This is a genomic window from Microbacterium sp. 22195, assembly GCF_052056515.1.
Taxonomy (GTDB): domain Bacteria; phylum Actinomycetota; class Actinomycetes; order Actinomycetales; family Microbacteriaceae; genus Microbacterium.
Map to the genome: position 1 here is coordinate 23,089 of NZ_JBQEPE010000001.1, position 23,830 is coordinate 46,918.

Consider the following 23,830-nt stretch of genomic DNA (forward strand, 5'->3'; position numbering starts at 1 on the left):
GACTGCGATGACGCACACCCTGCCCCTGCCCGACTTCGCCCACGAGCGCGTGGAGGTGACGACGGGATGCCGCAGCGGACTGTTCATCGCCGTCGCTCTGCACTCCTCGGTGCTCGGCTCCGCCCTCGGCGGGGCGCGGCTGTGGACCTACCCGCACTGGAGCGACGCCCTCGGCGACGCCCTGCGCCTTTCGGCCGCGATGACGCTGAAGAACGCCGCGGCCGGTCTGGATGCGGGTGGCGGCAAGTCCGTCATCCGTCTGGAGCCGGGGCAGACCCTGGATGCCGACCAGCGTCGCGCCGCGTTCCTCGACCTCGGCGACGCCGTGGAGCTGATGGGCGGGCTGTACCGCACCGCGGAGGATGTGGGCTCGACGACCGAGGACATGCTCACCGTGAGCGAGCGCACGCAGCATGTGGTCGGGCTGCCGTCGACCGTCGGTGGTTCGGGTGAGCCCGCAGGGCCGACGAGTCTCGGCGTGTACGCCTCGCTGCAGGCGGTGCTGGAGCGCGTCACCGGATCGGCATCCGCCGAAGGGCGTCGGGTGACGATCTCGGGCCTCGGGCAGGTCGGCGGACGACTCGCCGCGCGCCTGGCGGAGCAGGGCGCGCAGCTGACCGTGACCGACATCAATCCCGTGCGGCGCTCGTTCGCCGAGGAGATCGGTGCGACCTGGGTCGAGCCGGGCACCGAGCACCTGGTCCCCGGCGACGTGTTCGTTCCCGCCGGCATCGGCGGTGTGCTGACCGACGAGGTCATCGACGCGCTGGATGTGAAGGCCGTGTGCGGTCCGGCGAACAACCCGCTGGCGGACCGCTCCGGCGCGGATCGCCTCGCCGGGCGCGGCATCCTGTACGCGCCCGACTTCGTCGTCAACGCGGGCGGCGTGATCTACCTCGATCTGGAGGCGAAGCAGCTCGGCACGAGCGACGAGATCATGGCCCGCGTCGCCGCGATCGGCGACACCGTGCGCACGATCCTGGACGACGCGGAGGAGCGTGGTGTCACGCCCCTGCAGGCGGCCGAGGAGCTCGCCGCGTCGCGGCTGCGTGCGGGCGCCGCGGTGGGCGCACGGTAACGTCCGAACCGGCTGACGAGAGGATGACGATGGGCGACAGTGTGCGGCACGAGGTCGAGGTGCTCGTCTCGGTCAGCGATGAGGATGCCGTCGACCTGCGGCATCTGCTCGGGCTGCTGTCGACGACCGCCGTGTTCGATCGGACTCGCATCGAGTCGATGATCACGCACGATGCGACGGAGATGCTGGTCGTCCGCGAGCAGGGGCGGATCGTCGGCATGACGACGATCGTCACGTTCCCGCTCCCGACGGGCATTCGCGGGATCGTCGAGGATGTCGCCGTCCACGAGTCGATGCGCGGGAAGGGGATCGCCCGTCTGCTGCTGGAGCGGGCGACCCTTCTCGCGCGCGAACGCGGGCTGAGAACACTGGACCTGACCTCACGCCCGTCGCGCGAGGCGGCGCTGCGGCTGTACGAATCCGTCGGGTTCGTCCGCCGCGACACGAACGTGCTGCGGTACGCCCCGGATGCCTTGGGCTGACTCACTTCGTCTTCGTGGCCGCTGCGCCGTGCAGCTGTGAAAGGCTGAACGGGTGACGATCATTCCTGTGCAACCCGGTGAGCCGCGCCGTCCGGACGGACCGCGGGACCCGGGGGATGCATGGGTCGTCGCCGAGTCGGGCGAGCGGTACTGGGGTCGATTCGGCGCCGCCGGTGTGCTCGCGTTCGACCCCGAGCGCGGCGTGCTGCTGCAGCATCGGGTGGGTTGGAGCCATTTCGGCGGCACCTGGGGCATTCCCGGCGGCGCGCTGCATGAGGGCGAGTCCGCGCGTGACGGCGCGCTGCGCGAGGCGCAGGAGGAGGCGGGGATCCCGGATGGCGCCCTGCGGGCACGGTTCGCGAGCGTGCTGGATCTGCGGATCTGGTCGTACACGACCGTGGTCGCCGACGTGGTGTCGTCGTTCGAGCCGGTGATCAGCGACCCCGAGAGCCTCGCGCTGGAGTGGGTGCCCGTGGACGAGGTGGATCAGCGTCCGCTGCATCCCGGGTTCGGCGCGGCGTGGCCGATGCTGCGCGCCCTGCTGTCTGCGCGACCTGCGGTCGTCGTCGATGCGGCCAACGTCGTGGGCTCCGTGCCGGACGGATGGTGGAAGGACCGTGCTGGTGCGGCGGAGCGACTGCGCGAGCGGCTGTCTACGTGGACGGCCAGGGGAGTGGTCGCGCCCGACCTCGGTGTCGCGGCGGACCTCTGGTATCCGCCGGTGTCGTTGGTCGTGGAGGGCGAGGCGCGGGAGATCCCGGATGCCGTGGATGAGCGCGTCGTGACGCTGCGCGCGTCCGGTGCGGGCGACGACGCGATCGTCGACGAGGCGCGGCGGCTGCGCGATGGCGGGTTCGTCGTGACGGCCATCACGAGTGACCGCGGTCTGCGTGCACGCCTCGAGGAGCTCGGGGCCCAGGTGCAGTCGTCGGGCTGGCTGCTGGAGCGGCTGGACTGAGGACGTGAGCGAGGCGCTCGATGCCATGCTTGCGGGAGTTCGCGGGCTCTCGGTGGCGCATCGCGCAGCACTCATCGCCATCGACGGTGTGGACGGCAGCGGCAAGACGACGTTCACCGCACGGCTCGTCGACTCGCTGCGACCGTCATCTGTGACGGTCGTCCATGCTGACGATCATCTGAACCCGCCCGAGATCCGGCACGCGAGAGGCCGATCCTCGCCTGAGGGCTTCTGGCTCGACACATACGATCTGCCGTCGATGATCGCGGCGGTGGACGATGCTTGTCGTGCCTCGGATGACGGAACCTTCGTGATCGTGGAGGGCATGTTCCTGCATCGTGAGGAGCTGAGAGACCGGTGGGACTTCTCCGTGTTCCTCGACGTCCCCTTCGCGGTGACGGCTGCTCGCATGGCGGAGAGGGACGGGACGAATCCCAATCCTGAGCATGTCGGCATGCGCCGGTACGTGGGAGGACAACGCCTGTACTTCGGTGCGGCATCGCCATGGCGTCATGCTGACCTGATCGTCGACAACTCGGCTCATGATGCGCGAGTGATCGAGGCGGAGAGCAGCTTCGCAGCCACGGCCGGGAAACCTCCGCATCCCGGCAGTGGGCCGTTCGCGCACCGACGGGCGCTGTGATTCCTCCAGACGGCATCGACGGGCGCCCGACGATGCCTGTTGGCGCTCCACGGCATCGCAGAACCGAGTATCGACGTTGCCGGTCGCAGGGGGGTGTCGACGAGCCTTCCATCTGTGATTCAGAAGGGGGAGCCGGCTTGCTGGGCGGTCTGGGGTCTGTGCCACAGACCAGTCGGTTCGGTCTCGGATGGGACGAACATGACGCGTCTGGGTGCGGGATCGGGGTGGGTGCGTCCGGTGGGGCTGACCCACTCGACGGTCTGATCCTCGGTCTGCCTCGCGGTCCAGCGAGCGAAGTCGGGGAGGTCGGGATGCTTGAGGGCGTGGTGGGTCTTGCAGAAGTACGCGAGATTCTCGATGGAGGTCTTGCCGCCGAGGGCCCAGTCGAGGTTATGGTCTGACTCGCATCGGTGGATGGGCATGCGGCAGCCGGGGAACCGGCAGTGCTGATCTCGGGCCCTGAGGAACCTGCGCATCGGTTCCGTCGGCGTATAGGTGTCGGTCTCGGCGATCATCCCGCCCGGGTTCAGGAACAACCGGGTCCACCCTGTGTTCGCGCCGGCGAGGGTGCGGGCGGTGTCCGGGTGGAGGGGCCCGTGACTGTCGAGTTCGGCAGGCTTGTTGTCCTCACCGTGGAGGGTGGTGGCCGCGACGGTGACCTGGACGGTCGCGCGGATGCTCCCCAGCGCGGTCCCGTGCGCATCCGATGGGTTCGTGGTGAGAAGCAGGTCGGTGAGCAGGTCCGCGCGCAGCTGGTCGTACGTGCGCGGGTCGTCGGAGAGGTGGATGATGCACGGACTGTCCGGATCGACGTTCGGGTCCGTCCAGTGGTTCAGGTCCGGTTCCTGCCGCGGCCCACCAGGATCCGGATCATCCTCATCGGGCCAGAACCCGTCCGAGTCCAGCCGTTGTTTCAGGTAATCGCCGAAGTGATCATCCGAGGTGTCATCGACGTCGGAGTTCGAACCGCCGATGCTGTTCGTCGCGTCGTCGGTGCCCGCTGTCGGGCCGGCCGGGCCCGCAATCGCGGTGGCCTGACCTGCAGCAGTGGAGCGGCCCTCGTCCTCCTGTGAGGTGAGGGCATCGCCGCGGGCGATCTCCGCGAACAGGGCCTGCTCGGCACGGTCCGCGGCGGTGAACTCGGCTTCCCATGCTGCCCACTCCTCCGCGGACGGTTCGTGTGGCGGCAGGGTCGGGTCGCGGTCTTCCCGGTGGCCGGAGAGGTGGCGCGCCATCCGGGTGAGTCGGTCGTGGATCGCCACCGCGAGGACCTCGGGCAGCACCGCCTGCAACAGCGCCAGCCCGTCGCCGACGGAGCGGATCGTGACCGTCCGTTCGTCGAAGGCCTTCGTGTGCTGCTCCACCACCGTCGCACCGGCCAGGGCCGCGGCGACCTGACGGGCGTGTGCTCGGGTGCGGGCGGCGGTGTCATGCTCGGCGATCTCCAGGGCAGCCTGCTCGTACAAACCCAGCGTGTCCGGGGTGACCTCGCCGGTATCGATCGCTTCACGCACCGGCTGAGACTCGGCCAGCAGGTGCCGCACATGAGCGGGCGTGATTCGCCCGTCCTGGAAGGCCGCACGGATGGCCGGGAACTGCGCCAGCATCCGGGCATCCGTGAACGAGTACTCCATCGCGCCCTTGGAGACGTGTCCGGCCGCGGAGTACTCGGCGAGCATGGAGCGTTCGATCACGCCCTGATGCCCTGGCGCGGTGGCGTTCTCCTCCTCGAACAGCTCCCACCGCTCAGCGAGCAGTTCGGCGGCTTCGGCCTGCAGACGGGCGATCTGCCGCTGCTTCGACACCCACGCCTCCAGCAGCGCGTCACGCCGCTGGAGGAGAGAGTCGAGTCCCGTCATCATGCATCCAGTGTAGTACAAATATTCGAATAATGGAAGCGACTCGAGCGCCGTTTTCTTCTGATGATCTGGACTTCCCGATCACGCGCATGCCGGTTCAGCCCGTTCATCCCGCTTCAGGCGCCGCGTTCTCAGAGATCGTCGCGCCCGCGCAGGCGGTCGATCTCGCGGCGCTCGCGCTTGGTCGGTCGACCTGCACCGCGATCCCGGACGGCGAGCATGGCCACCGGATCACGCGGCGGCGTGCGGTCGTCGTAGGCGGTGGCCGCCACGGGTGCTCCGACGCGCTTGGTCAGGGTCTGCCGCACGATGAGGATCCGGTCGAATCCGGAGATCCGCACCCGCACTTCGTCTCCGGGCTTCACAGTCTGTGCGGCCTTGATGCGCTCTCCGTTCACGCGCACATGCCCCGCACGCACCGCTGTGGTGGCGGCGGATCGGGTCTTGTAGACGCGGATCGCCCAGAGCCAGCTGTCGATGCGCGCCGGCTTCACGGCATCCGTCATCTCTGCGTCCTTCCGGCGAGCGTCCCGAGCACACCCCACACGATCAGTCCCTGTCCGATCGTGTAGGTGATCATGACCGCCGGTCCCATCCACGCGGGCAGGCCTTCCGGCAGGAACAGCCGGAAGGCGAGGATCGAGTCGCTGGCGAGGAAGAAGGCGCCGCCGATGGTGACGATCGGGTGGCAGCGTGCCGCGGTCGCAGCTGTGCCTGCGAGGACGAGCCCGTACGCGGCCACGGCGGGGAAGAGGTCGCCGGTGTGCGGGCCGAGGATCGCGAGCATCCCGACCCACCACGCGACATAGATCAGTGTCCACCACGGGAGGCGACGGACGCGCGCGAAGCGGAGGAACAGTGCGATGTACGCGATGTGCGCGATGCCGAAGAAGCCCAGCATGAGAGGCAGCTCCGGCAATGCCGGAAAGAAGGCTCCGGCGGAGTCTCCGAGCCAGGAGAAGAACAGGGCTGCGAGCAGGAGCGCGATGACCACCCGCGGGCGCAGCCGGGGAGCCGCATAAGCGACGGGAATCGCCAGCAGGGGCATCAGCCACAGCTTGGTCGGGGGTGCGAGAGGGCTGTCCAGGGCGATGGCGGTGACGTGGATGAGCGCGAGGGCGACGTAGGGAATCCACGTGATGACATCGAGCGGGCGCGCTGTGCGCGGCATCCGCTCCGGTCGACCTGCGCGAGAGACGGCCGGCGAGCTCACGACTCGACCGTCACGGCGGCGACGGTGCCGTCGGCGGCGAGGTGCGCGGCGGGCCAGTAGCCCTCGGGGAAGTGCTGGCCGCAGGTGTCCACGAAGTGCAGCACGATCTCGTCGTCGGCGGATGCCTCGATGGCCTCGAGTCGCAGGTCGGACGCGCCCTCATCCAGTTCGTGCGGCTCGGGCTCGACATCGCTGAAGTGGGTGATCACGGCATCCGAGGCGCGACGGCGGATGCTGTCGATATCGGCGACCACCGAGCGCAGGCGGGGGAGCCGGGCACGCACGTCGTCGACCTCGGGGCCGTCGATCATCAGCTCGACGTGCGCGTCGCCGTCGTCGACGCTGCCCGCATACCAGTCGTGGACCGCGACGGTGCCGTCGTCGAAGGTGCTCTCGGCGCGGGTGAGGAGGCCGAGGTCGGGGTCGTCGATCGGCGGATGCTGTGCGCTCATGGCTTCACGGTAGCGCGGACGGTCATCCCAGCTCGCGCACCACGAGGACACGGCCGCGGGTGAGTGCTTCGGTCTGGCGGAATCCGTGCGCGAGGAAGGTGGAGAGCGTGCCGTGGAAGAGGTCGTTGGAGTGATGCGTGCCCTCGGAGGTGTCCACGGGATACGCCTCGATGAGGCGCGCGCCGGCCTCGCGCGCGTAGTCGATGGCAGCGTCGAGCAGCTGGGCGCTGAGGCCTATCCCGCGGTGATCGCGTCTGATGACGAAGCAGGTCACCGCCCACACGCTCGCGTCGTCCAGCGGTTCGGCGGTGGCGGCGACGATGGCCCGGGTGCGGACGATGCGCGTCTGCGCGCTGCGCGGTCCGATCCGGATCCAGCCCGCGGCCTCACCGTCGACGTAGGCGATGAGTCCGGGTGGGGGACCGGCCGCGATCTCGTCGTGCAGCATGTCGCGCCGCTGCTCGACCGTGGTGGACTGCCACTCCGCATTGCTCGCGACCGGCCAGATGCACTGGCAGCTGCGACCGTCGCCGCCTCCAGAGAGGGAGTGCTGCACGTCGTCCCACCGGCTGATCGTCGCGCGTTCCGTGGTGATCGAGGTCATGCAGGGCACGCTACGCGGAGCCTCGGACATCGGCAACGGGCCGTTCGCGCCACGCCCGGTTTCGCCGGTTCGCGAGCACGGTTCGAGTGGGCTAGGATTGTGGAGTTGCCCGCGCTCCGGTGCGGATCACAACGGGCTGTGGCGCAGCTTGGTAGCGCACTTGACTGGGGGTCAAGGGGTCGCAGGTTCAAATCCTGTCAGCCCGACCGAAACGCACGAGGAGGGTCTCGATCCGCGAGGATCGGGGCCCTCCTCGTGCGTTTACTCGCACCTGTGAAGAGCGGCCACGCGGCGCCGAGAGGCTCCGCGCGCCGCTTCTGCGCGCAACGCAAGTCGATGTCGATTGCGAGCGCAGAGTGGTCTCCTGAGGCTCGAGTCCAGGCGGTCAGACAGTGCCCTCCTCGACCCAAGACCCGGCGTTGTATATGCCGATCCGCATGGCCTGTTCCGCGAGGTTTCGAAGGTCCTGATCGCTGACGTGGTTCGCCTTGAGTACGCCCACGACCGACTGCAATTCGTGAGCGGTGTGCCAATCGGCTTGATTCATCTGCGCGAGGCGACGGGTGACGATCTGGGCGATCCTGTCTGGATGCGCGCTGACGACGGCTGGCGGAAGATCGTCAAACGTGGAGTGCTCGCCGAGCGGTCCCGGCGCAGAGTCGGTGAGTTCGAGAGCCTCCAGGGCGATTCCGCCGCTCGTCCGGAGCGCCAAGTCGCCCCACGCTGTACGTTCTTGCACGGGAATCATGCTGGGCGGCTGGGAGAGGCGGCCTCGGAGGCTCTCGGCAATCCACGCACTCCAAGCGTTCGTCGATTCCGCTTCGTCGATGTCGTGGAGCACGTCGGTCATCGCATTGATGAAGCTACAGACTTGCGCAGGTTCGGTGAGGCGGGCGAGAAAGGCCGACGCATCGATAACGTCTGCCCCCGATCGGATGCAGATCGACGCCATCATCCACCAATACTGGCGCTCAAGACCGTGGTCGGAGCCCAGGTCGGCGATCAGGACGTGGGCCGAAGTCAGCTGCTGCCAGAAGCCGGCCTCCAGCATCGCATCGTTGGCTCGGGGGTGGTGTAAGTAGCTCTTCCAGGCCTGCATCGCTCTTTCACCTGTCGTGGCGTCGAACAATGGAAAGAGCTGCTCGCGTGCGAACGTGGGGTCAGCGCCGAATATGAAGTAGGTGTCCGCGGCGATGATCGCCAGGCTCGCGCGGGTTGCGTTGTCAGCGGGATCCAGCAGCCTTGCCGCGGCCCCTTTGTCAGCGGTGGAGAGCCCGCGCCAATCGTCTCCTTCCACTGTCCACCGAACGCGCACGCGGTTGACCCAGTATTGGGCGAGGACTCCAGGCCAGGTGTTGAGTCCGAGCATCAGCCAATCTTGGGAGTCGTGTTCCTCCATCTCGGGAGCATGCGTGCGCCACACAGCGCTTGCTAGCTCATCGAGCCGAACCAGCACCGCTTCCGAGTGCTCGAGTGCTTTGCTGTCTACGGCCGAGAGGAAAAAATCGCTGATCGAACGGGCGAGTCGCGGGTCGATGATGAGGTCTCGGAGTGGTGCGAGCGCCGATTGGATCTGCTGGTCCGTGAGCGTCGCGTTGCCGAGTCCGGTGATGATCGCGGCCCTGAAGTCGCTCTCCCAATCGGTGTTTTCCGAGACGATCGGCTCTCCGAGGAGTGCCAGACCAACGTCCGGTCGGCTCTCGATCGCCGCCTGCATGACGGCACACCCGCCTTGCCAAGTCGGTCCATCGAGCGCGTCGTCGACGTACGACTGATCGACGGCCAGTGCAACGGCACCCCCAGGGCCGTGCGCGTCGAATGCGCCGACAAACTCGTCGGCGGTGAATGGTGCTGCCTCCTCGACCCAGCTGCCCGAGTCCATCCAATGGTCGAAGTCGGGATGCGGGCGCACTCCGATGGTCGGTCGGTGCTCTCGGATGGCGGCAACGGCGCGTTCAAGTTCGTCCCATTCGTTGACGTAGCGTGTGAGCCACTCGACGATGTCAAAGATGCATCTTTCGTGCAGTTGCTCTTCGCGCTCGGGTCCGAGGCCAAATGGTGGAGGACCTATGAGGACATGTTCGAGGAGCAGCTCTCGATCGACGTCCTCCAGGTTCGGCGCGATCGTCGCAAGAAGTCGGAAGACCTCGTGCTTACTGTGATGGTCGTAGAGCTGCGATCCTGCAAGTAGCATCAAGAGCTTGTCGTGGGCGCTCATGGCGGGATGCTCAGTGACGAGGTGGAGACCCAGCCGACGGAAGAGTGCGAAGTCGCTTTTCAGCCAGCGTTCGATGATGGAACCGTCTGTTCCGATTAGTTCCACGCTTGTGTCTCGAAGGGCGTCGACTAGGGTGCTTTCGTAATCTCGGAACTGATTCTGATCGTGCGGTTCAATGGCTGAGCGCCGACGCGACCAACTGTCCCAAGACCTGTTCGGCTCGCACGTTGCTAGCAACTCGTATGCATCGTTCAGAGACTGTTCGAATATCTGAAGGATGGAGGTAGCGCCCGCCGGAAGGCCCTCGCGCACTGCATTCCAGAGTTGCTGCAAATCTGACGTCGAGCTTGACCACCTCACACTTGGTTTGGTCCGGTCGTGTGCTTCGGTCTCTTCGAGATACCAGGGCCGCTCCATCTTGAATTGAAGCCGAGGTTGGAGTGCGCGCCGCAGAAGGGGAAGTGCGGACACACCGCGCACCGTCGGTCGGTGCAGGATGTTCCACGTTTCTTCGGGGTCCTCATCATGTGTTCGCAGCGCAGTTGCCACGATGACGGTCCATCTTGTCGCCAACTCCGGTGAGGACTCGCGGAGGCCATAGGCGGCGTAGGCGATCGCGTGGCGCAGTCGAGCGCACACGATCGGTCCTTGTCTCGCAAGGGTAGCAAGCGCCAGATCCGTCATCTCGGGGTCAGCCACATAGCGGTCAGCAAACCACTGCGCCAGCACTTGGCTTTCGTCAGTCGTGTGCTGCCCTGGGGTGAACAACGACAAGAACGCCGGCTGCTGCTCAGCCCAAAGAAGCCACTCCTTGCCGCGCGCCTTCTCGCTGAAGGCCCTGACGCCAGCGGGAAGATTGAGCGCCGCGGCAAGGTAGTCAGCCTCGACCGGCAGCTTGGGTGGTCCACCGCTGACGATGTCGTGGACCCTGGTGCGATGATCGAGCTGGCCCATTTCGAGTCGGCGCGCCCATTCGTCTAGCGCCGTCGTCAGTGCGACGTGTTTGGCTGCCTTCGGATAGTCGATCGGGGTGATACGTAGGTCGTTCCACTTCGGGTCGTCCGGAGTGTGTGTAAGCGCGAACCTCTTCGTGGTGGGCGGCAGTCCTCGTGCAAGATACTTCATCACGGCGTCGCTGTGGCTGTAGCCGACGAACAGGACAGTGCGATTGAGAAACAGATCCGTGACGAATCGCCTTGCCCATCCATCAAAGAGATACGCGCGGCCGAAATCATCGTCGGTGATCACGAGTTCTGCCGCGGGGCGCGAAACACGGCCGTGGAGGTACACGAGCCCTGTGAAGTCGCGCCCGAGGGGTACTGCGGGCCCGTTGTAGACGTCGCCAATCTCGATCGCGAGCTCCGCGGCGGCGGTCGAGAGGTGTTCGTCGTAGTTCGTGCTTACGATGCGGATGGTGCCGCACGCCCTACTAAGCCGAACGATTGCGCGGTGTGTGTCGTTGGGATTCGAGGTTGGCGTGGCGATGATGGAGCGGGCGCGCTCTCTCACCGTGGGATCGGAATCACACAATCGCCCAATGAATGCATCGGGCTCCAGTCGCTCATCCCACTTGACGCCTGTCGTTACGGCCAGTTGTGCGGCTAGCTCGGTGAACGAGGGGAGGCCCGATGGTGGGTTCATAGAGGCTCCGGCACCGATGAACAGGACTAGATCGCCGGCGGCGGCCGCATTGATGAGGGCTTCGGGCAAGTCGACGTCGTCGGTGATTCTCATAGCTCTACTTACTACCGCATGGTGATAGACCGCCGTCGATGCGTGGGGACGGGATAGAGCTCATCAACGCGCCATCGATTGGCGGTGAGCCGTGACCGCCCCTCAGGCCCACAGGCCACGTCGTCTGGCGCACTAGTTCTTCCGGCCTTCCTTCTTCGCGTCGCGGAGATGCTCGCGATAGTGGGCCCGTACCGCGTCGTACTGCCGGTCGGTCAACGATGCAAGATAGGTCACGGCGTCGCCGGACCACACGTGTGCTGCACCGTTGCTGTGCTTCCAGGCGTATGTGGTGTTGGTCCGAAGCGCTTCCTTCTAGCACATGGCCTGATGGTCGTACGACGTGATTGGCCGGCCCTTGCGCTTCTCATTGACCTTCTTGAGTAGCTCCGTTGCGCTGAAGGGATGCGTCTGGTTTGGGTCCGTCTTTCGGATCGCGATCCGCCCGTCAGCAGTTGGTGATACCGCGACCACGAGGTCGGCGCTCGTCATCTTCTTCTGCGACTGCATGTGGATGTCGTAGATCGTCGCCACTCGCCCCATGTCCCCGCCGGAGGCTTGGGTATCGTCCATCAAGGACCGTAGTTCGTTGATGAATTCCTCTACCTCGGCGACCATCGCGGCGTCCTTGTTGACCCTCATGAACTGGACTGCGTCGGCAGGCGGCGTCGCGCCAAGCGGTAGCAGTTGCCACGTCATTGATTCGGCAAGGTCTTTCTTGAATTTCGCCAGCACAAAATCTCGGTAGTTCAGAACATTTTGTTGAAGGAACGGGTAGACGACTGCGCCGAGTCCGTGCGCGTTGTACAGGTGGATCGCACGGTCGCGATATTCGGCGAGAGCCTTCACGTTAGCGGTCACCGCGGCGCCGTCCACTTCCGGGGGCCACAGCGTGTTGGCGTTCATTCGCCCGAGTGCGTCGTCGATCCCGATCGAGCGGTGGCGCTCGCCACGTTCCTTCTTGTAGAAGATGGACCGGTTCGTTTGCCGCAGGGCCGCCTTGAGCGCCAGTTCCCACGCGTTGACGATGAGCATCACGGTCACTTCGTCGCGATAGGTCATCTGCGGCTTGTTGTAGATCTCCACCGCGGAGAGCATCGCGGCGAGGGAGTTGTCGACCAGGCGTTTGATCGAAACGTATGGCGCGCTCATGCTTCGGGCTCTTCTGCGGCGCTGGTTGCCGGGGCGTCAGCGGGAGTACTCCAACGCCACGTGATCTCGTCAGCTGACGCTCGTCCGTAGTCCTCCAGCCCGAGATTTCGCTTGCAGGAGGCCAGTGCCGTTCCCAGGAGTCCTTGGTAGTTGTGCTCCCAACGCCAGGGGTGGCCTTCCGACATCGGCGGGTGCGAGAGGTCAGGCCCCGTCAGGACCAGGGGCACGTTGGGAGCGAGATCACCTCGGGATGTCTTCACGAGGCGTGACCGCTCCACTCGTGCCTTGAGTGCGGAGCGCTCGGCTTCGTTGAACTCATCTTTCATCGTGGCGAACAGCGTGACGGTCCGGACTCCTGCCTGCGAGAGACGCTTCTCGAGGAGCTCAAGGTTGAGGACGTCGTTCTCGTCAATCCGGCTGTGTGTCTTCACTTCTCCCAACACGACTGTCCAGTCGCGGTCGGGAAGATAGACCGCTACGTCTATTTCAATCTTCTTCCCGCCGGCAGCGACTTCGAGTCCCAAGACGTGGGGCATCATGGCTTCTTCCACGTGTCGAAACTGTCGTAGCAACGAGGCGGTGGCGAGGACCGAGACCAGGGAGTCAACTTGGTCAGGCCGTAGATGGGCAGCAAGTCGATAGCGCCATTCGGGCCTGACCAGGGAGTGCGATAGCGCCAAGTTGAACTGCTCACCGCACAGCTCGCACTCGACGCGCGTGGCGAGGTCGTCGGCGGACAACCAGCGATTAACACGGCAATGAGCGCATTGGACTCGGCTCGTCGGCACAAACAGGCCGGTATTTAGCAGGCTGCGGACTTCCCCCACGCCGTAGTCCTTCTGGTCCCTGTAGAACCAGCCAGGCCACAGGCCCTTGTTGTCGATGAAGATGCGGCGTAGGTGATCGAGGTGGAGCCCCTCGCCCTTCCGCGCTGTCTCAGACAGAACCGCGCGCGCCCCGGGCTGGTTGAAGAGGCCACCAAATGGGCCGCCTAGCCGTTCGGCGGCACGGGATTGGAACTTGCCGATGTCAGATTGCGAGACCTCAACTGAGGGGTCGTCGAAGAGGCGTTGGAAGACATCAAGGTTAGAAGCGAAGGCCAGCGGTGCCGTGTCGGCGGTGGCGTCGACGCCCATCACCTGTGCTGTCGCTGCAGAGCGCCTCTGCCTGATCCCTCGCAAGTTGGCGGTGTGCTCAAGTAGCTGGGAGTGTCGACGGTACGGCGGGATGGCCACCGTGAGTCGAGGATCGTGCCCCAGCGAAGTATGGGGTTGCAACTCGGCGGCGATGATGCCTCGCCATATGGACGAAGGTCGGTCCACGAGCGGCAGTTCGGGAAGCGGGACCTCAACCATTTGCGACGTCGGTCGGGAGTCCTGGCTGAACGACCGCGAGAAGCGTGTCGTGATTCCAGGGAAGAAGTCCCTTGGCCATGGGATCTCGGCCTCATGGCTGATCGTCGCTCCGAGTTGAGCAGCCCGTGCGTTGAGGAGGTCGAGCAAGGCGCCGTCTGCGTCCTCTGCGCCGCACACCAGCAGCACCTCCCGTGACGTCGGATTAGGCCCCCCCGACATCCTCGTCTGCGTAGGCAGTGGGCTGGCTAGTAGAGCTTCCAAGGTGTCAGTCGCGGCACCCGCGGGGATCGCTGTGACGTCGACGCCCATTGCCCGGAGGTTCCAATAGTCGACGACATCGTGTGTGTTGCCAGGACGGAGTACCAGGACTCCTCCGGTACGGTTTCGATGTTCTGCTCCGAACAACGTCAGGTGGCTGGCAGTGGCATGGACTAGACCGGACGTCGACTGCGACGGGTCAAGCGCCAGCGCCTCCGCCACCGAGACGCCCTCTGCCGGATCTGGTCGATCGGACAGCGGTGGGAGGCCGAACATCGCAGCATAGGCGAGATCATCGGGATCCTCGTCCGACCAATGAGGTTGCGCCACCCATTTCGCGACATCGACCAACTCGCCCCACTTGAGAAGACCGTGCCGGATCGATGTCTCGGGATCGTCGACGAGCGGTCCGTATTCTCCGTAGCCTTGCCATGCCCATCCTGGGGAGCGAAGGAACTTCTGCAGCTCTTCGTCATCGATGTCGGAGTACAACGAGTCGACGTCGAACGCGGCGGCCTGTTCTTTGAGCCGGTCGATGCCATCGTTCACGTTCAGCAACGGCATGTAGATGCCACCCCATACTGCGCTCAGGGCTCGGATCGTCCCACGGACCGCGGACGGGTCCGCGGTGTCCAGGACTATTCCGACACGCCACGGACGCAGAACCACCTTGCCCGTTGTCAGAGCAGCCTCCGAAGCCACGAGTGACCCCCTTTCTAGCAGAGGGTGGCGGCCTTGCCCTACCTCGTGCATTCGTTCTGACCGGTTACGGATCTAGCGAGCCGTCACCTCTAGGTTGGCATCGCCCGGCGACCAAGAGGAGTATCCGTCGAGACGCGCCGCGTCCGAGCGGCAGCAGGAGGTCTCTGGCGGGCGGCACCGAGGGGACCAAGAGGGGACCACAATCATGCGATTCCCTGCATCCCATGCATTGCAGGGCAACCGCTGAGTCGCAGAATCATGCGGAAGTTTCCCCGAGCGAGGCTGTTCTGCCACCTGGGGGTCAAGGGGTCGCAGGTTCAAATCCTGTCAGCCCGACCGAAACGCACGAGGAGGGTCTCGATCCGCAAGGATCGGGGCCCTCCTCGTGCGTTTACTCGCACCTGTGAAGAGGCGCCACGCGGCACTGAGAGGCTCCTCACGCCGGACCGGGCGGCGCCTGCACAATGCCCGGACCCGACGATGCGCATCAGGTCCGGGCCGCTGACGATCGAGCCGGACGAACCATGCGCGTTCGGTGACGATCTCGGCGAGGCTACGCGCATCGAGAGCAGCATCCAGCTGGGATCCGTCGGCATCGGTGTGACGCCGAATCGACCCATGATCGGGCATCACTGGAGAGAGTGGAGCCCCGGGCCGTGAAGGATCTCGTCCGAGCCCGTAGGCTCAGACGATGAGGTTTCGGGGGCATTCTCGACCCGCCATCGTTGTGGCATGGGGTCTCGTTGCGATGACGATGATGGTGGGGCTGACCGGCTGCTTCGGATGGAGCGTCTCGAAGGCCGGGCCGACGGGATCCGCCGAAGGAGCTGCGGGCAATTCGTCGCTGAGCGATGCCGGTGCTGAGCGCATCCAGAGAAACGGCAGCGCGAACTTCGACTGGAGCAGCGGCCGGCTGCTCCTGCAGGACATCGGATTGACCGGGGCGTCCGACTTCGCGAACGCCGTGAGCGCCAGAGACCGTGCGCACCCGATCGCGGTCACCATCCACGCCCCGAAGACGACCATCCGGGTGCCGAGCGACCGCATCCTCCCTTATGTCGCCCCCGGTTCCGACGAGATCGGTGAGTTATGGCTCACAGTCAGAGCCGAAGACGATGAGCAGTTCGTGACGTTCGTCCGCGACTACGCGTCGGTTGCGGGCATAGAGAGCGACGGTCTGAGCGCGTGGATCACCGGTTACGCGGCCGATCCTCGCTCGACCTGCGGCGCCCTGGGCTACAACACCCCGGTGGGTACCGCCACCGGCCTCGATGTCTGGCTCGAGATGTCCTGCAAGTGGGACTCGGAACCGCGTCGCTTCGTCTCCGTGCATGTCGCACCTCCGGAGCTCTGACCTGCGGCAGCCCGGCTCTTCTCACGATCATCGCCGATCCGCTGGTCAGAGCACCTCCATGTTGAGAGTGACTCCTTCGGCAGTGCAGGAGCCCGAGGCGCTGAGGAAGAACCTGCTCGCCTGATCCCTGTCCTCCTGGGACGGCCCGGCGGGGTCGGTGTACTGCAAGACGACGATGCTCATCGAGATCAGCAGACCCTTGACCTGGTCGTCGGCAGCCTCCTGCCCTGCGGCGTCGAACTCGGAGTAGAGGTCGACGAGCGCGTCGTTGTCCTTCGGGTCGGTCTGCGCCAGCCGGTGGTCGAGCTCGTTGAACTTCTCGCACGACTCCTTGACGCTCACCGTTTCGGCGGATGCCGTCGGTTTCGGCGGCTTGGGTGGCGTTGTCGGTTCCGGCTGTGCCGCAGAGCACCCGGTGAGGAGCGCGACCGCGGCGACGGCCAGTGCGAAAGCGTACTTGGGCATGATTCTTCCTCCGGTGCTGCGGGATGGTACTGCTGAGCGTCATCGCGGTGACGTCATTTCCTCGGGTGCTCGTTCCTCCGGGTCCGGACGTACCAGATCAGCAGGCCGATCAGGAGCAGGAGCATGATCGTGCCGAAGATGCAGCATCCGATCAACGCCCACGTGATGCTGCTGTCTCCAGTGACGGCCATGGTGAGCACATCGAAGGCGATCATGCCCCCGCTGCTGCCGGCGGCAGGGCGAATGCTGGAACCGTTCAGCGCGACGATCGAGCATGCGATCCATGCCGCCCACACGACGAGAAGCGTCCAGAGAACGCCTTTCAGGCCCGATCGCATTCGTGGAGTGGGCTCGGGTGGGGTGTCTTGCCCGGTCTCGGGCTGCGGATGCTCGGTCACGGGATCGGGTGAGACGTGAGGAACTCACGGTAGCTGGTGAGCGTCCCCGTCCCGCTGTATCCGAGGCTCTCCGGCCCGAGCGCGTCCTGCCCATCGGCCGCGATCACCTGGATGTACAAGCTCACCTCCGGATCGCCCTCAGCCGCCTCCACGATCGCGGGAAATGCGGATGACATCAGCTCCTTCAGCAGGGCTTCGTCGTTCGTGTCCGCCTGGATGAGCACATCCGCGGTCCGGCCCATACCGGCGATCGTCTTGTAGTTGCTCTCGACGCTGGACACGTGGGGAAGAGAATCGACGGCGTTCCTGTACTCGTCGGCGTGCTCCGCATCAGACGTACCGCCGCCGAGCGGCGCGCAGGCCGCCAACGCCAGCGGGAGCATTGCCGAGATCACGGCTCCGACGGCGGTACGCGCTCGGCTCGCGCTGTTCGCCGGCCCGTTCTTCGTGCGTGGGGACGGAGTACGGCGCATGAGGCTCAGCTTACTGATCGACCCGATCGGCGCCGCGAAGCGCCCCCGGGATGCGACGATCTCACTGATCCTGCGCGGGCATCCGCTCCTCTGCCGATGCGTGGAGAGCACGTCCTCCGCCTCCGTCATGGTCCTTCGCCTCCGTTATGGTGGGGAGCATGGAGCCGAATGGCACAGAAGCCCCGGTCGGCGCACCTGGCGAGTCCGGCAAGAACGTCGTGAACCGCCGTCCCCGGGTGGGGGAGATCGCCGACACGCTGCGCGAGCGGATCATCTCGGGGGAGCTGCAGCCCGGCGAGCGGCTGGTCGAGCAGACGCTCGCGAACGATCTGCGGGTGTCGCGGATGCCGATCCGTGAGGCGCTCAACATCCTGCGCGGCCAGGGCTTCGTCTCGGCGATCCCGAACCGCGGAATGGTCGTGCGACCGCTCTCCGATCAGGACATCGAGAACCTGTTCGAGGTCCGTGAGGTGCTCGATGCGCTGACGGCGCGACGTGCGGCCGAGCGGGCGACCGACTGGGAGATCGAGCAGCTGCGCCTGGCGCTCGAGCGTGGCGCCCCGTCTGCCGGTCCCGGGGCGACGGATGCGCACGGCCGCATCAACCAGGGCTTTCACGACGTGCTCACCGCCGCCGCGCACAACGACCTGCTCGTGACGATCAACGAGCCGATCGAGGGGCGCCTGCAGTGGCTGGTGAGCCGGTTCGATCACCCGGCGACGTACCACCAGGAGCACCTCGAGATCTTCGACGCGATCCGGCGCCGCGACCCCGATGCGGCGGCCGCGGCCGCACTCGCGCACCTTCGCACGAGCCACGAGCTGTGGCGCTCCTCGCAGGCGCGCGACCGGGCGCAGATCGCCCGCGCCCGCTGACGCGGCTCACCCGCACCCTCCGGCCGGCGCTGCGCCCAAGCCGCCCGAGGCGCGGCCTTCTCGCGGGGGAGACTCGTCCATCTCGAAAAAGTGTATGCAATCTGTCAGATTCGTATACACTTTCACGAGAGCGATCCGTCAGCCGCAGATCGTCCCGTGTCGGCAAGGAGCCAGCGTGGTCCTACAGAACTCTTCCTCACTCATCGAGCGCATGGACAGGCTGCCCGTCAACAGGGCGCACTGGAAGATCGCCATGATCGGCGGCCTCGGCCTGCTGTTCGACGGCATGGACGGCTCGCTGGTCTCGTACATCCTCCCGATCCTGCGCGAGAAATGGGCGCTCGACGGACTGCAGTCGGGTCTGATCGGCAGCTCGCTGCTGATCGGCATGCTCATCGGCGCGCTCACCGCCGGCCCGATCAGCGACCGGATCGGTCGCCGCCGGGTGATGATGTGGGCGCTGCTGCTCTTCACCCTCGCCACCTTCGTCGCGGCGTTCTCGATGAACTGGCAGATGTTCTTCCTGCTGCGCGTCCTGGCGGGCATCGGCATCGGCGCGGAATCGGCGGTCATCCCCACCTACGTCGCCGAACTCATCCCCGCAAAGCGCAGGGGCCTCTTCGCTGGCGCCGTCGCAGGATTCCTCGCCTTCGGCTACGTCCTCGCCTCGCTGATCGGGTACTTCGTCGTCGCGCGGTTCGACGACGGCTGGCGCTACGGGCAGATCATCACCGCGATTCCGGTGCTGCTGGTGCTCTGGTGGCGTCGCGCGATGCCCGAATCGCCGCGCTGGCTGCTCTCGCGCGGCTCGTACGACAAGGCGGAGCAGATCGTCGGCGGCATCGAGCGCGGCGTGCTCGTCCCCGTGACCTCGCCGCTCTCCTGGAAGGCGCAGGGAGATGGGACGAATCGTCCCGCGAAGCTGATCCAGCATCACGAACTGCTGGGGCGCGATCTGCTCGGGCGCACCCTGCTGCTGTGGCTGATCTGGATGTCGCTCACATTCTCGTTCTTCGGGTTCTTCAGCTGGATCCCCTCGCTGCTGGTCGATCGCGGTCTGACGGTGACGACGAGCTTCAGCTACGTGCTGCTCATGACCATCGCCCAGATCCCCGGCTACTACGGCGCCGCCTGGCTCAACGAGAAGATCGGACGCAAGACCAACATCGCCCTGTTCCTCGCGATCGGCACGGCCGGAGCCTGGCTGCTGTCGCAGTCGGTCGACCCCTGGCAGGTCATCGCCTCCGGCGCCCTGCTCTCGGCCGGCATGAACGGGACCTACGCCGCCCTGTACGCCTACACCCCCGAGGTGTATCCGACGCGCCTGCGGGCGACCGGCATGGGCATGGCCTCGGCTGTCGGCCGCATCGGGGGCATCGCCGCACCGATCATCATCGGCGTGTCCCAGCAGGCCCTCGGATTCGCGGGCGTCTTCATCATGATCATGAGCGTGCTCGCCGTCACCGCGGTGCTCGTCGTCGTCTTCGGCGTCTCGACGAAGGGACGCTCACTCGAATCCCTCACCGAATCCGTGCCCATCGTGGCCCAGAAGGAGAACTGACCAGGATGCCCATCCGCTCCGACAGCACATGTCCCGCCGCTCCGATCGCGCTGGTCGGCGCCCGGGTGCTCGACACCGACGCGAACGCGCTCAGCGGACCCGCCGTCGTCCTGCTGCGGGACGGGACCATCGACGAGGTGCGGGAGGGAGCGGCCACGGCGCCTGCAGGCGCGGATGCCGTGGACGTGACGGGCATGGTGCTCCTGCCCGGTCTGATCGACGCACACGTGCACGTGACCCAGGCGGGCACGCATGCCGAGATCCACGACTGGGACTCCAGCTACCACGTGGCGCGCAGCGCCCGCGAGATGGAGCACATGCTGCGGCGCGGATTCACGACCGTGCGCGACATGGGCGGCGCCGAGACCGGGCTGGCGCGCGCGGTGGAGGAGCGCCTGTTCACCGGGCCGCGGTTGCTCGCGGGCGGTCCGATCTTCTCGCCGACGGGCGGGCACGGGCTCACGCACACCGTCGACGGGGAGGTCGAGCTGCGGAAGGCGCTCCGCGCGCAGTTCCGCGACGGCGCCGACCACATCAAGCTCACCGTCTCGGGCGGCGTCATCGCCAAGATGCGGATCGAGGCGCTCGGCTTCTCGGAGGACGAGCTGCGAGCCGCTGTCGACGAGGCCCGGCTGGCCAAGCGCTACATCGGGGCGCACGCCTACACCGCTGAGGCCGTGAACCGGGCGCTGCGGCTCGGCGTGCGAACCATCGAGCACGGCACCTACCTCGACGACGAGTCGATCCGGCTGCTCACCGAACTCGAGGACGTGCATCTCGTGCCCACCCTCGTGGCGCTGTGGGGCATGCTGCAGGGCGAGTCGCGCGGCACGATCGGGGACGACGCCCGCCAGTCGGTGCAGGATCTCTTCGAGGTCGGCCTGGAGACCCTGAAGACCGCGGAGAGCGCCGGTGTGTCGATCGGGTTCGGCACGGATCTGCACGGCAGCGGTCAGCGCCTGCAGCTCGAGGAGATCAGGATCCGGGCGCGCGTGCAGACGCCGGAGGCGATCCTGCGATCGCTCACGATCTCCGGGGCCGATATCGTGCGACGCGCGGATCGGATCGGCCGGGTCGCGCCGGGATACGACGCGGACCTGCTGCTCGTCGACGCCGATCCGCGCGTCGACCTGGACGCGATCGCGGATGCCACCAGGCCGCGCATGGTGATCACCGCGGGGGAGATCGTCGACTGAGGTGAGAGCTCAACCCCACAGCTGCCCGCCGCGCGCCCGTGCCACGACGATCCCGCGCTGCGACGTCGGGAACCGGTCCAGCATGGCGCGCAGCTCCGCTGCGTCGACGTCGGCGCCGAACGCCTCGGCTCCCGGTTCCAGCATGATCCCGGATGCCAGGGGACCGGCGATCACGGGATCGAATCCGACGGCATCCACGAGCTGCGAGACGAGTGCGACATCGTCCGCCGCGTCGCCGCAGATGGCGATCGCGCGCCGGTCGGGATCGCCCGCCGGTCGCGCATCGTCCTCGAGGTCCTGATAGCCCATGTGCCCGAGCGCCTTCACCACGCGAGCGCCCGCCAGATGCGCCTGCACCAGCTCGCTGGTCGAGGTGCGCGGATCGGTCAGATCGGGGCGGATGCCGTCCGCGCCCCACCAGTAGTTCATGGCGTCGATCACGAGCATCCCGCGCAGCAGGTCGGCGGGCAGCGTGCGGTATGCGCCGAGCGGGAGCGCCAGCACCACGGCATCCGCTTCGGTCGCGATCCGCTCGACCGTCACGGCCTGCGCGCCGAGAGCGGCCATCGCACGCGCGATCGGCGCCGGATCACCGGAGCGCGCGACCAGCACGCGATACCCTGCGGAGACCGCGAGCGCCGCCAGCACCGAACCCAGCCGCCCCGCGCCGATGATGCCGAGCGTGCGGATGCGATCCATCCCGCCATCGTATGTCCGGGCATGCCGGTCGAGGTCATGGAGCCCGCCCTGCGCCCGACTACCGTGGAACCGGCGCTCCCGATGCGCCGGTCGATCGACGCCGATCGACCGCATCCGACATTCGCGAAATCAGGTCATGTCCTCTCGACGCAACCGCGTGCTCTCCGCCTGGGCGGTGCACGCCTTCACCCTCACCGGGGTCATCTGGGCGACCCTCGCCCTGCTGGCCCTGTTCGACGACGACCCCAAGCTCATGTGGCTGTACCTGGGCATCGCCCTGGTCGTCGACGGCGTGGACGGCACGCTGGCCCGCAAGGCCGAGGTGCGCACCTACGCGCCGCACTTCGACGGGGTGATCCTCGACTCGATCATCGACTATCTGACCTGGACGCTGATCCCCGCGCTGTTCCTGTTCCGCACGGGTCTGCTCGGCGAGGGCGCGCTCGCCGTCATCCTGCTGCTGCTCATCACCGTGTCGTCGATGTTCTGCTACGCCAACACGAAGATGAAGACCGGGGACTACTACTTCCTCGGCTTCCCCGCGGCCTGGAACGTGGTCGCGCTCGCGATCTGGCTGCTGGATGCCGGAACCGCGGTCAACGCGATCATCGTGGTCGTGCTGGCGCTGCTGACCTGGGCGCCGATCGCGTTCGTGCATCCGCTGCGGGTCGCGCGGTTCCGAACGCTGAACCTCATCGCGACCGCGGTGTGGATCCTGGCATCCGCTGCCCTCGTGATCGCCTACCCGACCGGCGAGCCCTGGATCGCCGTCGTCTGGGTGCTCTCGGGCGCCTGGGTGATCCTGACCGGCATCATCCGCACGGTCGCGGCGACCCGCGCGCTGCGGTAGCGCCGGCGCAGAGCCCGCTCCTGCAGGTACTTGACCACCTCGATCGAGATGCTCGCGATCGTGAGCGCGGCGATGACGGCCACCACGAACGGCGGGTAGTCACGTCCGTGCATCCAGAAGTAGACGTACGGCGCGGCGAAGGTCGTGATGGTGGTGAGCGTCGCCAGCATCCGGATCCACCGGCGCGGGGCGAACAGCATCGCCAGCACGCCCCAGGTGTACGGCACCGCGGTGAGGATGTCGATCATCCAGAGCACGAGCAGACTGCCGTGGAACTGCGGGATGAACGCCACAGGCAGGGCGCGCAGCGCGGAGTAGATGCCGACGGCCAGGTACACCGGCACGCTCGGGTCACCCATCAGACGGCGGAGCGGATGCATGCGCCGGACGGGTGCATCCGGTGGAAGCAGGCGCATCGCCGCGCGCGGGACGTGCCTGGTCGGCATCCCGGTGAGCGCCTCGGCCGTCTCGGCGGGAGCGGATGCCAGGCAGAACCGCAGCAGCTGCACGACGTTCACCGCGTGCAGCGCGTCGTCGTCCTGCGGGGCGTCGTCGACGGAATGGACGAGCCCCGGCAGATCGTCGGCGAGCAGCGCGCCGTCCGCGGGTGATGCGATTTCGACGAACAGCATCCGGATGCCGTGCTCGAGCGCCTCGCGCAGCACGATGACGCGCTGGAGGGGATCGCGTAGCCGCGCGGTCTCGACGAAGCGGGTGTTCCGCGGGCCGAGCTCGGCGAGACGAGGCACGCCGGCGACCGCGCAGATCGCGTCGGGCCGCAGCGCCCGCGACGCGATGCGCGGGTCGGCGGCGAGTGCCTCGGGGGAGACGAGCAGCTTCTGCTGCATGCGACGCAACCAGGGGCTGCGCGCGGGCCTTCTGCTCCCCATACCCGAAGCCTAGCGGGAGCGCGCTGACCGTCCGCCGTGGCAGCGGCTGCGGGCGTGGCCGGTCCGAGGCGCGGGCGCTAGCGCGCCGCCGAGGTCATCCGCTGAACGCCGCCGGGAGGCCCGCAGCGTGGCGGACCTCCCGACGGTGCCGCGGCTATGCGGCGATCAGCTCGTGCCGTGCCGCCATCGTCCGTCGCACGTCGAAGCTGGAGTCGAAGCGTGCGGCGGGCAGGGCGTCGAGCACGGCGAGGTCCTCATCGGAGAGGCCATCCCGTGTCGCCTCGCGGACGAGGTCGTCGGTCGTGGCCGGGTACTCCATCCCGGCGAGGAAACGGTCGAGACGGGAGACGGATGCGGTCATCAT

Annotated in this window: 23 protein-coding genes and 1 tRNA gene; 10 read left to right on the forward strand and 14 right to left on the reverse strand. The window is 66.8% G+C overall.

The genetic code is table 11. The features are described from left to right. Positions 1–7: 7 nt before the first annotated feature. From ACTJJ4_RS00120 to ACTJJ4_RS00135, 4 genes are read left to right on the forward strand one after another with little or no spacing between them, the layout of a single operon-like run. Positions 8–1,078 carry a Glu/Leu/Phe/Val dehydrogenase dimerization domain-containing protein gene (locus tag ACTJJ4_RS00120; RefSeq protein WP_440941515.1) on the forward strand — a complete coding sequence of 357 codons (1,071 nt, stop codon included), beginning with the start codon at positions 8–10 and terminating at the stop codon, positions 1,076–1,078. A gap of 29 nt (positions 1,079–1,107) precedes the next feature. After that, positions 1,108–1,560, forward strand: a complete 453-nt coding sequence (locus ACTJJ4_RS00125) for an N-acetyltransferase family protein (protein WP_440941516.1) — start codon at positions 1,108–1,110, stop codon at positions 1,558–1,560. 52 nt (positions 1,561–1,612) lie between these two features. Continuing rightward, on the forward strand, positions 1,613–2,518 hold the full coding sequence (locus ACTJJ4_RS00130; protein WP_440941517.1) for an NUDIX domain-containing protein: 906 nt from the start codon (positions 1,613–1,615) through the stop codon (positions 2,516–2,518). Positions 2,519–2,522: 4 nt separating this feature from the next. Continuing rightward, the gene (locus tag ACTJJ4_RS00135; protein ID WP_440941518.1) at positions 2,523–3,161 is read left to right on the forward strand and encodes an AAA family ATPase; all 639 of its coding nucleotides are present in this window, start codon (positions 2,523–2,525) and stop codon (positions 3,159–3,161) included. A gap of 119 nt (positions 3,162–3,280) precedes the next feature. Here the strand turns inward: ACTJJ4_RS00135 and ACTJJ4_RS00140 are convergent, their stop codons facing one another. The 5 genes from ACTJJ4_RS00140 to ACTJJ4_RS00160 form a co-directional block, all read right to left on the reverse strand. Continuing rightward, on the reverse strand, positions 3,281–4,768 hold the full coding sequence (locus ACTJJ4_RS00140) for an HNH endonuclease signature motif containing protein (protein WP_440941519.1): 1,488 nt from the start codon (positions 4,766–4,768) through the stop codon (positions 3,281–3,283). Between the two features lie 383 nt (positions 4,769–5,151). After that, positions 5,152–5,526: an RNA-binding S4 domain-containing protein gene (locus tag ACTJJ4_RS00145; RefSeq protein ID WP_440941520.1), complete on the reverse strand. Its 375-nt coding sequence runs from the start codon at positions 5,524–5,526 to the stop codon at positions 5,152–5,154. Beyond that, positions 5,523–6,191, reverse strand: a complete 669-nt coding sequence (locus tag ACTJJ4_RS00150) for a lysoplasmalogenase (RefSeq protein ID WP_440941521.1) — start codon at positions 6,189–6,191, stop codon at positions 5,523–5,525. The genes ACTJJ4_RS00145 and ACTJJ4_RS00150 overlap by 4 nt, the downstream gene beginning before the upstream one ends. Before the next feature lie 38 nt (positions 6,192–6,229). Beyond that, positions 6,230–6,685, reverse strand: coding sequence for a hypothetical protein (locus ACTJJ4_RS00155; protein WP_440941522.1), 456 nt, complete (start codon positions 6,683–6,685; stop codon positions 6,230–6,232). Positions 6,686–6,707: 22 nt separating this feature from the next. Further along, a complete protein-coding gene (locus tag ACTJJ4_RS00160; RefSeq protein WP_440941523.1) occupies positions 6,708–7,289 on the reverse strand; it encodes an N-acetyltransferase family protein in 582 nt (193 codons plus the stop codon). Between the two features lie 132 nt (positions 7,290–7,421). On the opposite strand from ACTJJ4_RS00160, the gene ACTJJ4_RS00165 reads away from it, so the two are divergent. Then, positions 7,422–7,495 (forward strand) — tRNA-Pro (locus tag ACTJJ4_RS00165). A gap of 179 nt (positions 7,496–7,674) precedes the next feature. Here the strand turns inward: ACTJJ4_RS00165 and ACTJJ4_RS00170 are convergent. The 3 genes from ACTJJ4_RS00170 to ACTJJ4_RS00180 all read right to left on the reverse strand — a co-directional run bounded on the left by ACTJJ4_RS00170 (position 7,675) and on the right by ACTJJ4_RS00180 (position 14,567). After that, a complete protein-coding gene (locus ACTJJ4_RS00170) occupies positions 7,675–11,241 on the reverse strand; it encodes an SIR2 family protein (RefSeq protein ID WP_440941524.1) in 3,567 nt (1,188 codons plus the stop codon). Between the two features lie 312 nt (positions 11,242–11,553). Continuing rightward, entirely contained in the window at positions 11,554–12,390 is an 837-nt protein-coding gene (locus ACTJJ4_RS00175; protein WP_440941525.1) for a DUF3644 domain-containing protein, read from the reverse strand. Beyond that, positions 12,387–14,567: a hypothetical protein gene (locus tag ACTJJ4_RS00180; RefSeq protein WP_440941526.1), complete on the reverse strand. Its 2,181-nt coding sequence runs from the start codon at positions 14,565–14,567 to the stop codon at positions 12,387–12,389. The genes ACTJJ4_RS00175 and ACTJJ4_RS00180 overlap by 4 nt, the downstream gene beginning before the upstream one ends. Before the next feature lie 886 nt (positions 14,568–15,453). On the opposite strand from ACTJJ4_RS00180, the gene ACTJJ4_RS00185 reads away from it, so the two are divergent. Further along, positions 15,454–16,059 carry a hypothetical protein gene (locus tag ACTJJ4_RS00185; RefSeq protein ID WP_440941527.1) on the forward strand — a complete coding sequence of 202 codons (606 nt, stop codon included), beginning with the start codon at positions 15,454–15,456 and terminating at the stop codon, positions 16,057–16,059. Positions 16,060–16,104: 45 nt separating this feature from the next. Here ACTJJ4_RS00185 and ACTJJ4_RS00190 read toward each other — a convergent pair whose 3' ends face one another. From ACTJJ4_RS00190 to ACTJJ4_RS00200, 3 genes are read right to left on the reverse strand one after another with little or no spacing between them, the layout of a single operon-like run. Continuing rightward, the gene (locus ACTJJ4_RS00190; protein ID WP_440941528.1) at positions 16,105–16,524 is read right to left on the reverse strand and encodes a hypothetical protein; all 420 of its coding nucleotides are present in this window, start codon (positions 16,522–16,524) and stop codon (positions 16,105–16,107) included. 53 nt (positions 16,525–16,577) lie between these two features. Beyond that, positions 16,578–16,922 (reverse strand): hypothetical protein, encoded by a 345-nt coding sequence (locus ACTJJ4_RS00195; protein ID WP_440941529.1) that lies wholly within the window; start codon positions 16,920–16,922, stop codon positions 16,578–16,580. Next, a complete protein-coding gene (locus tag ACTJJ4_RS00200; RefSeq protein ID WP_440941530.1) occupies positions 16,919–17,305 on the reverse strand; it encodes a hypothetical protein in 387 nt (128 codons plus the stop codon). The genes ACTJJ4_RS00195 and ACTJJ4_RS00200 overlap by 4 nt, the downstream gene beginning before the upstream one ends. 248 nt (positions 17,306–17,553) lie before the next feature. Between ACTJJ4_RS00200 and ACTJJ4_RS00205 the strand changes: the two genes are divergently transcribed. From ACTJJ4_RS00205 to ACTJJ4_RS00215, 3 genes are all read left to right on the forward strand, one after another. Next, positions 17,554–18,270, forward strand: a complete 717-nt coding sequence (locus tag ACTJJ4_RS00205) for a GntR family transcriptional regulator (RefSeq protein WP_440941531.1) — start codon at positions 17,554–17,556, stop codon at positions 18,268–18,270. Between the two features lie 175 nt (positions 18,271–18,445). Beyond that, a complete protein-coding gene (locus ACTJJ4_RS00210) occupies positions 18,446–19,831 on the forward strand; it encodes an MFS transporter (protein WP_440941532.1) in 1,386 nt (461 codons plus the stop codon). Positions 19,832–19,836: 5 nt separating this feature from the next. After that, complete coding sequence (locus tag ACTJJ4_RS00215; RefSeq protein ID WP_440941533.1) at positions 19,837–21,027, forward strand: amidohydrolase family protein; 1,191 nt, start codon at positions 19,837–19,839, stop codon at positions 21,025–21,027. A gap of 9 nt (positions 21,028–21,036) precedes the next feature. On the opposite strand, the gene ACTJJ4_RS00220 is transcribed toward ACTJJ4_RS00215, so the two are convergent. Continuing rightward, positions 21,037–21,726, reverse strand: a complete 690-nt coding sequence (locus ACTJJ4_RS00220; RefSeq protein WP_440941534.1) for an NADPH-dependent F420 reductase — start codon at positions 21,724–21,726, stop codon at positions 21,037–21,039. Between the two features lie 136 nt (positions 21,727–21,862). Here ACTJJ4_RS00220 and ACTJJ4_RS00225 point away from each other — a divergent pair, with 136 nt between their 5' ends. After that, the gene (locus ACTJJ4_RS00225; protein ID WP_440941535.1) at positions 21,863–22,576 is read left to right on the forward strand and encodes a CDP-alcohol phosphatidyltransferase family protein; all 714 of its coding nucleotides are present in this window, start codon (positions 21,863–21,865) and stop codon (positions 22,574–22,576) included. On the opposite strand, the gene ACTJJ4_RS00230 is transcribed toward ACTJJ4_RS00225, so the two are convergent. Continuing rightward, on the reverse strand, positions 22,468–23,466 hold the full coding sequence (locus ACTJJ4_RS00230; protein ID WP_440941536.1) for a hypothetical protein: 999 nt from the start codon (positions 23,464–23,466) through the stop codon (positions 22,468–22,470). The two genes, ACTJJ4_RS00225 and ACTJJ4_RS00230, sit on opposite strands and share 109 nt — an antisense overlap. A gap of 154 nt (positions 23,467–23,620) precedes the next feature. Then, entirely contained in the window at positions 23,621–23,830 is a 210-nt protein-coding gene (locus ACTJJ4_RS00235; RefSeq protein WP_311255799.1) for a DUF2795 domain-containing protein, read from the reverse strand.

Excerpts from the sequence above, each read along its gene's own strand:
- ACTJJ4_RS00175 (WP_440941525.1), bottom strand. The coding sequence starts at position 12,390 with ATGAGCGCGCCATACGTTTCGATCAAACGCCTGGTCGACAACTCCCTC.
- ACTJJ4_RS00150 (WP_440941521.1), bottom strand. The coding sequence starts at position 6,191 with ATGCCGCGCACAGCGCGCCCGCTCGATGTCATCACGTGGATTCCCTAC.
- ACTJJ4_RS00235 (WP_311255799.1), bottom strand. The coding sequence starts at position 23,830 with ATGATGACCGCATCCGTCTCCCGTCTCGACCGTTTCCTCGCCGGGATG.
- ACTJJ4_RS00170 (WP_440941524.1), bottom strand. The coding sequence starts at position 11,241 with ATGAGAATCACCGACGACGTCGACTTGCCCGAAGCCCTCATCAATGCG.
- ACTJJ4_RS00155 (WP_440941522.1), bottom strand. The coding sequence starts at position 6,685 with ATGAGCGCACAGCATCCGCCGATCGACGACCCCGACCTCGGCCTCCTC.
- ACTJJ4_RS00220 (WP_440941534.1), bottom strand. The coding sequence starts at position 21,726 with ATGGATCGCATCCGCACGCTCGGCATCATCGGCGCGGGGCGGCTGGGT.
- ACTJJ4_RS00200 (WP_440941530.1), bottom strand. The coding sequence starts at position 17,305 with ATGCTCCCGCTGGCGTTGGCGGCCTGCGCGCCGCTCGGCGGCGGTACG.
- ACTJJ4_RS00215 (WP_440941533.1), top strand. The coding sequence starts at position 19,837 with ATGCCCATCCGCTCCGACAGCACATGTCCCGCCGCTCCGATCGCGCTG.
- ACTJJ4_RS00125 (WP_440941516.1), top strand. The coding sequence starts at position 1,108 with ATGGGCGACAGTGTGCGGCACGAGGTCGAGGTGCTCGTCTCGGTCAGC.
- ACTJJ4_RS00230 (WP_440941536.1), bottom strand. The coding sequence starts at position 23,466 with ATGGGGAGCAGAAGGCCCGCGCGCAGCCCCTGGTTGCGTCGCATGCAG.
- ACTJJ4_RS00185 (WP_440941527.1), top strand. The coding sequence starts at position 15,454 with ATGACGATGATGGTGGGGCTGACCGGCTGCTTCGGATGGAGCGTCTCG.
- ACTJJ4_RS00140 (WP_440941519.1), bottom strand. The coding sequence starts at position 4,768 with ATGCTGGCGCAGTTCCCGGCCATCCGTGCGGCCTTCCAGGACGGGCGA.
- ACTJJ4_RS00205 (WP_440941531.1), top strand. The coding sequence starts at position 17,554 with ATGGAGCCGAATGGCACAGAAGCCCCGGTCGGCGCACCTGGCGAGTCC.
- ACTJJ4_RS00160 (WP_440941523.1), bottom strand. The coding sequence starts at position 7,289 with ATGACCTCGATCACCACGGAACGCGCGACGATCAGCCGGTGGGACGAC.
- ACTJJ4_RS00145 (WP_440941520.1), bottom strand. The coding sequence starts at position 5,526 with ATGACGGATGCCGTGAAGCCGGCGCGCATCGACAGCTGGCTCTGGGCG.
- ACTJJ4_RS00120 (WP_440941515.1), top strand. The coding sequence starts at position 8 with ATGACGCACACCCTGCCCCTGCCCGACTTCGCCCACGAGCGCGTGGAG.
- ACTJJ4_RS00180 (WP_440941526.1), bottom strand. The coding sequence starts at position 14,567 with ATGCCGTTGCTGAACGTGAACGATGGCATCGACCGGCTCAAAGAACAG.
- ACTJJ4_RS00225 (WP_440941535.1), top strand. The coding sequence starts at position 21,863 with ATGTCCTCTCGACGCAACCGCGTGCTCTCCGCCTGGGCGGTGCACGCC.
- ACTJJ4_RS00190 (WP_440941528.1), bottom strand. The coding sequence starts at position 16,524 with ATGCCCAAGTACGCTTTCGCACTGGCCGTCGCCGCGGTCGCGCTCCTC.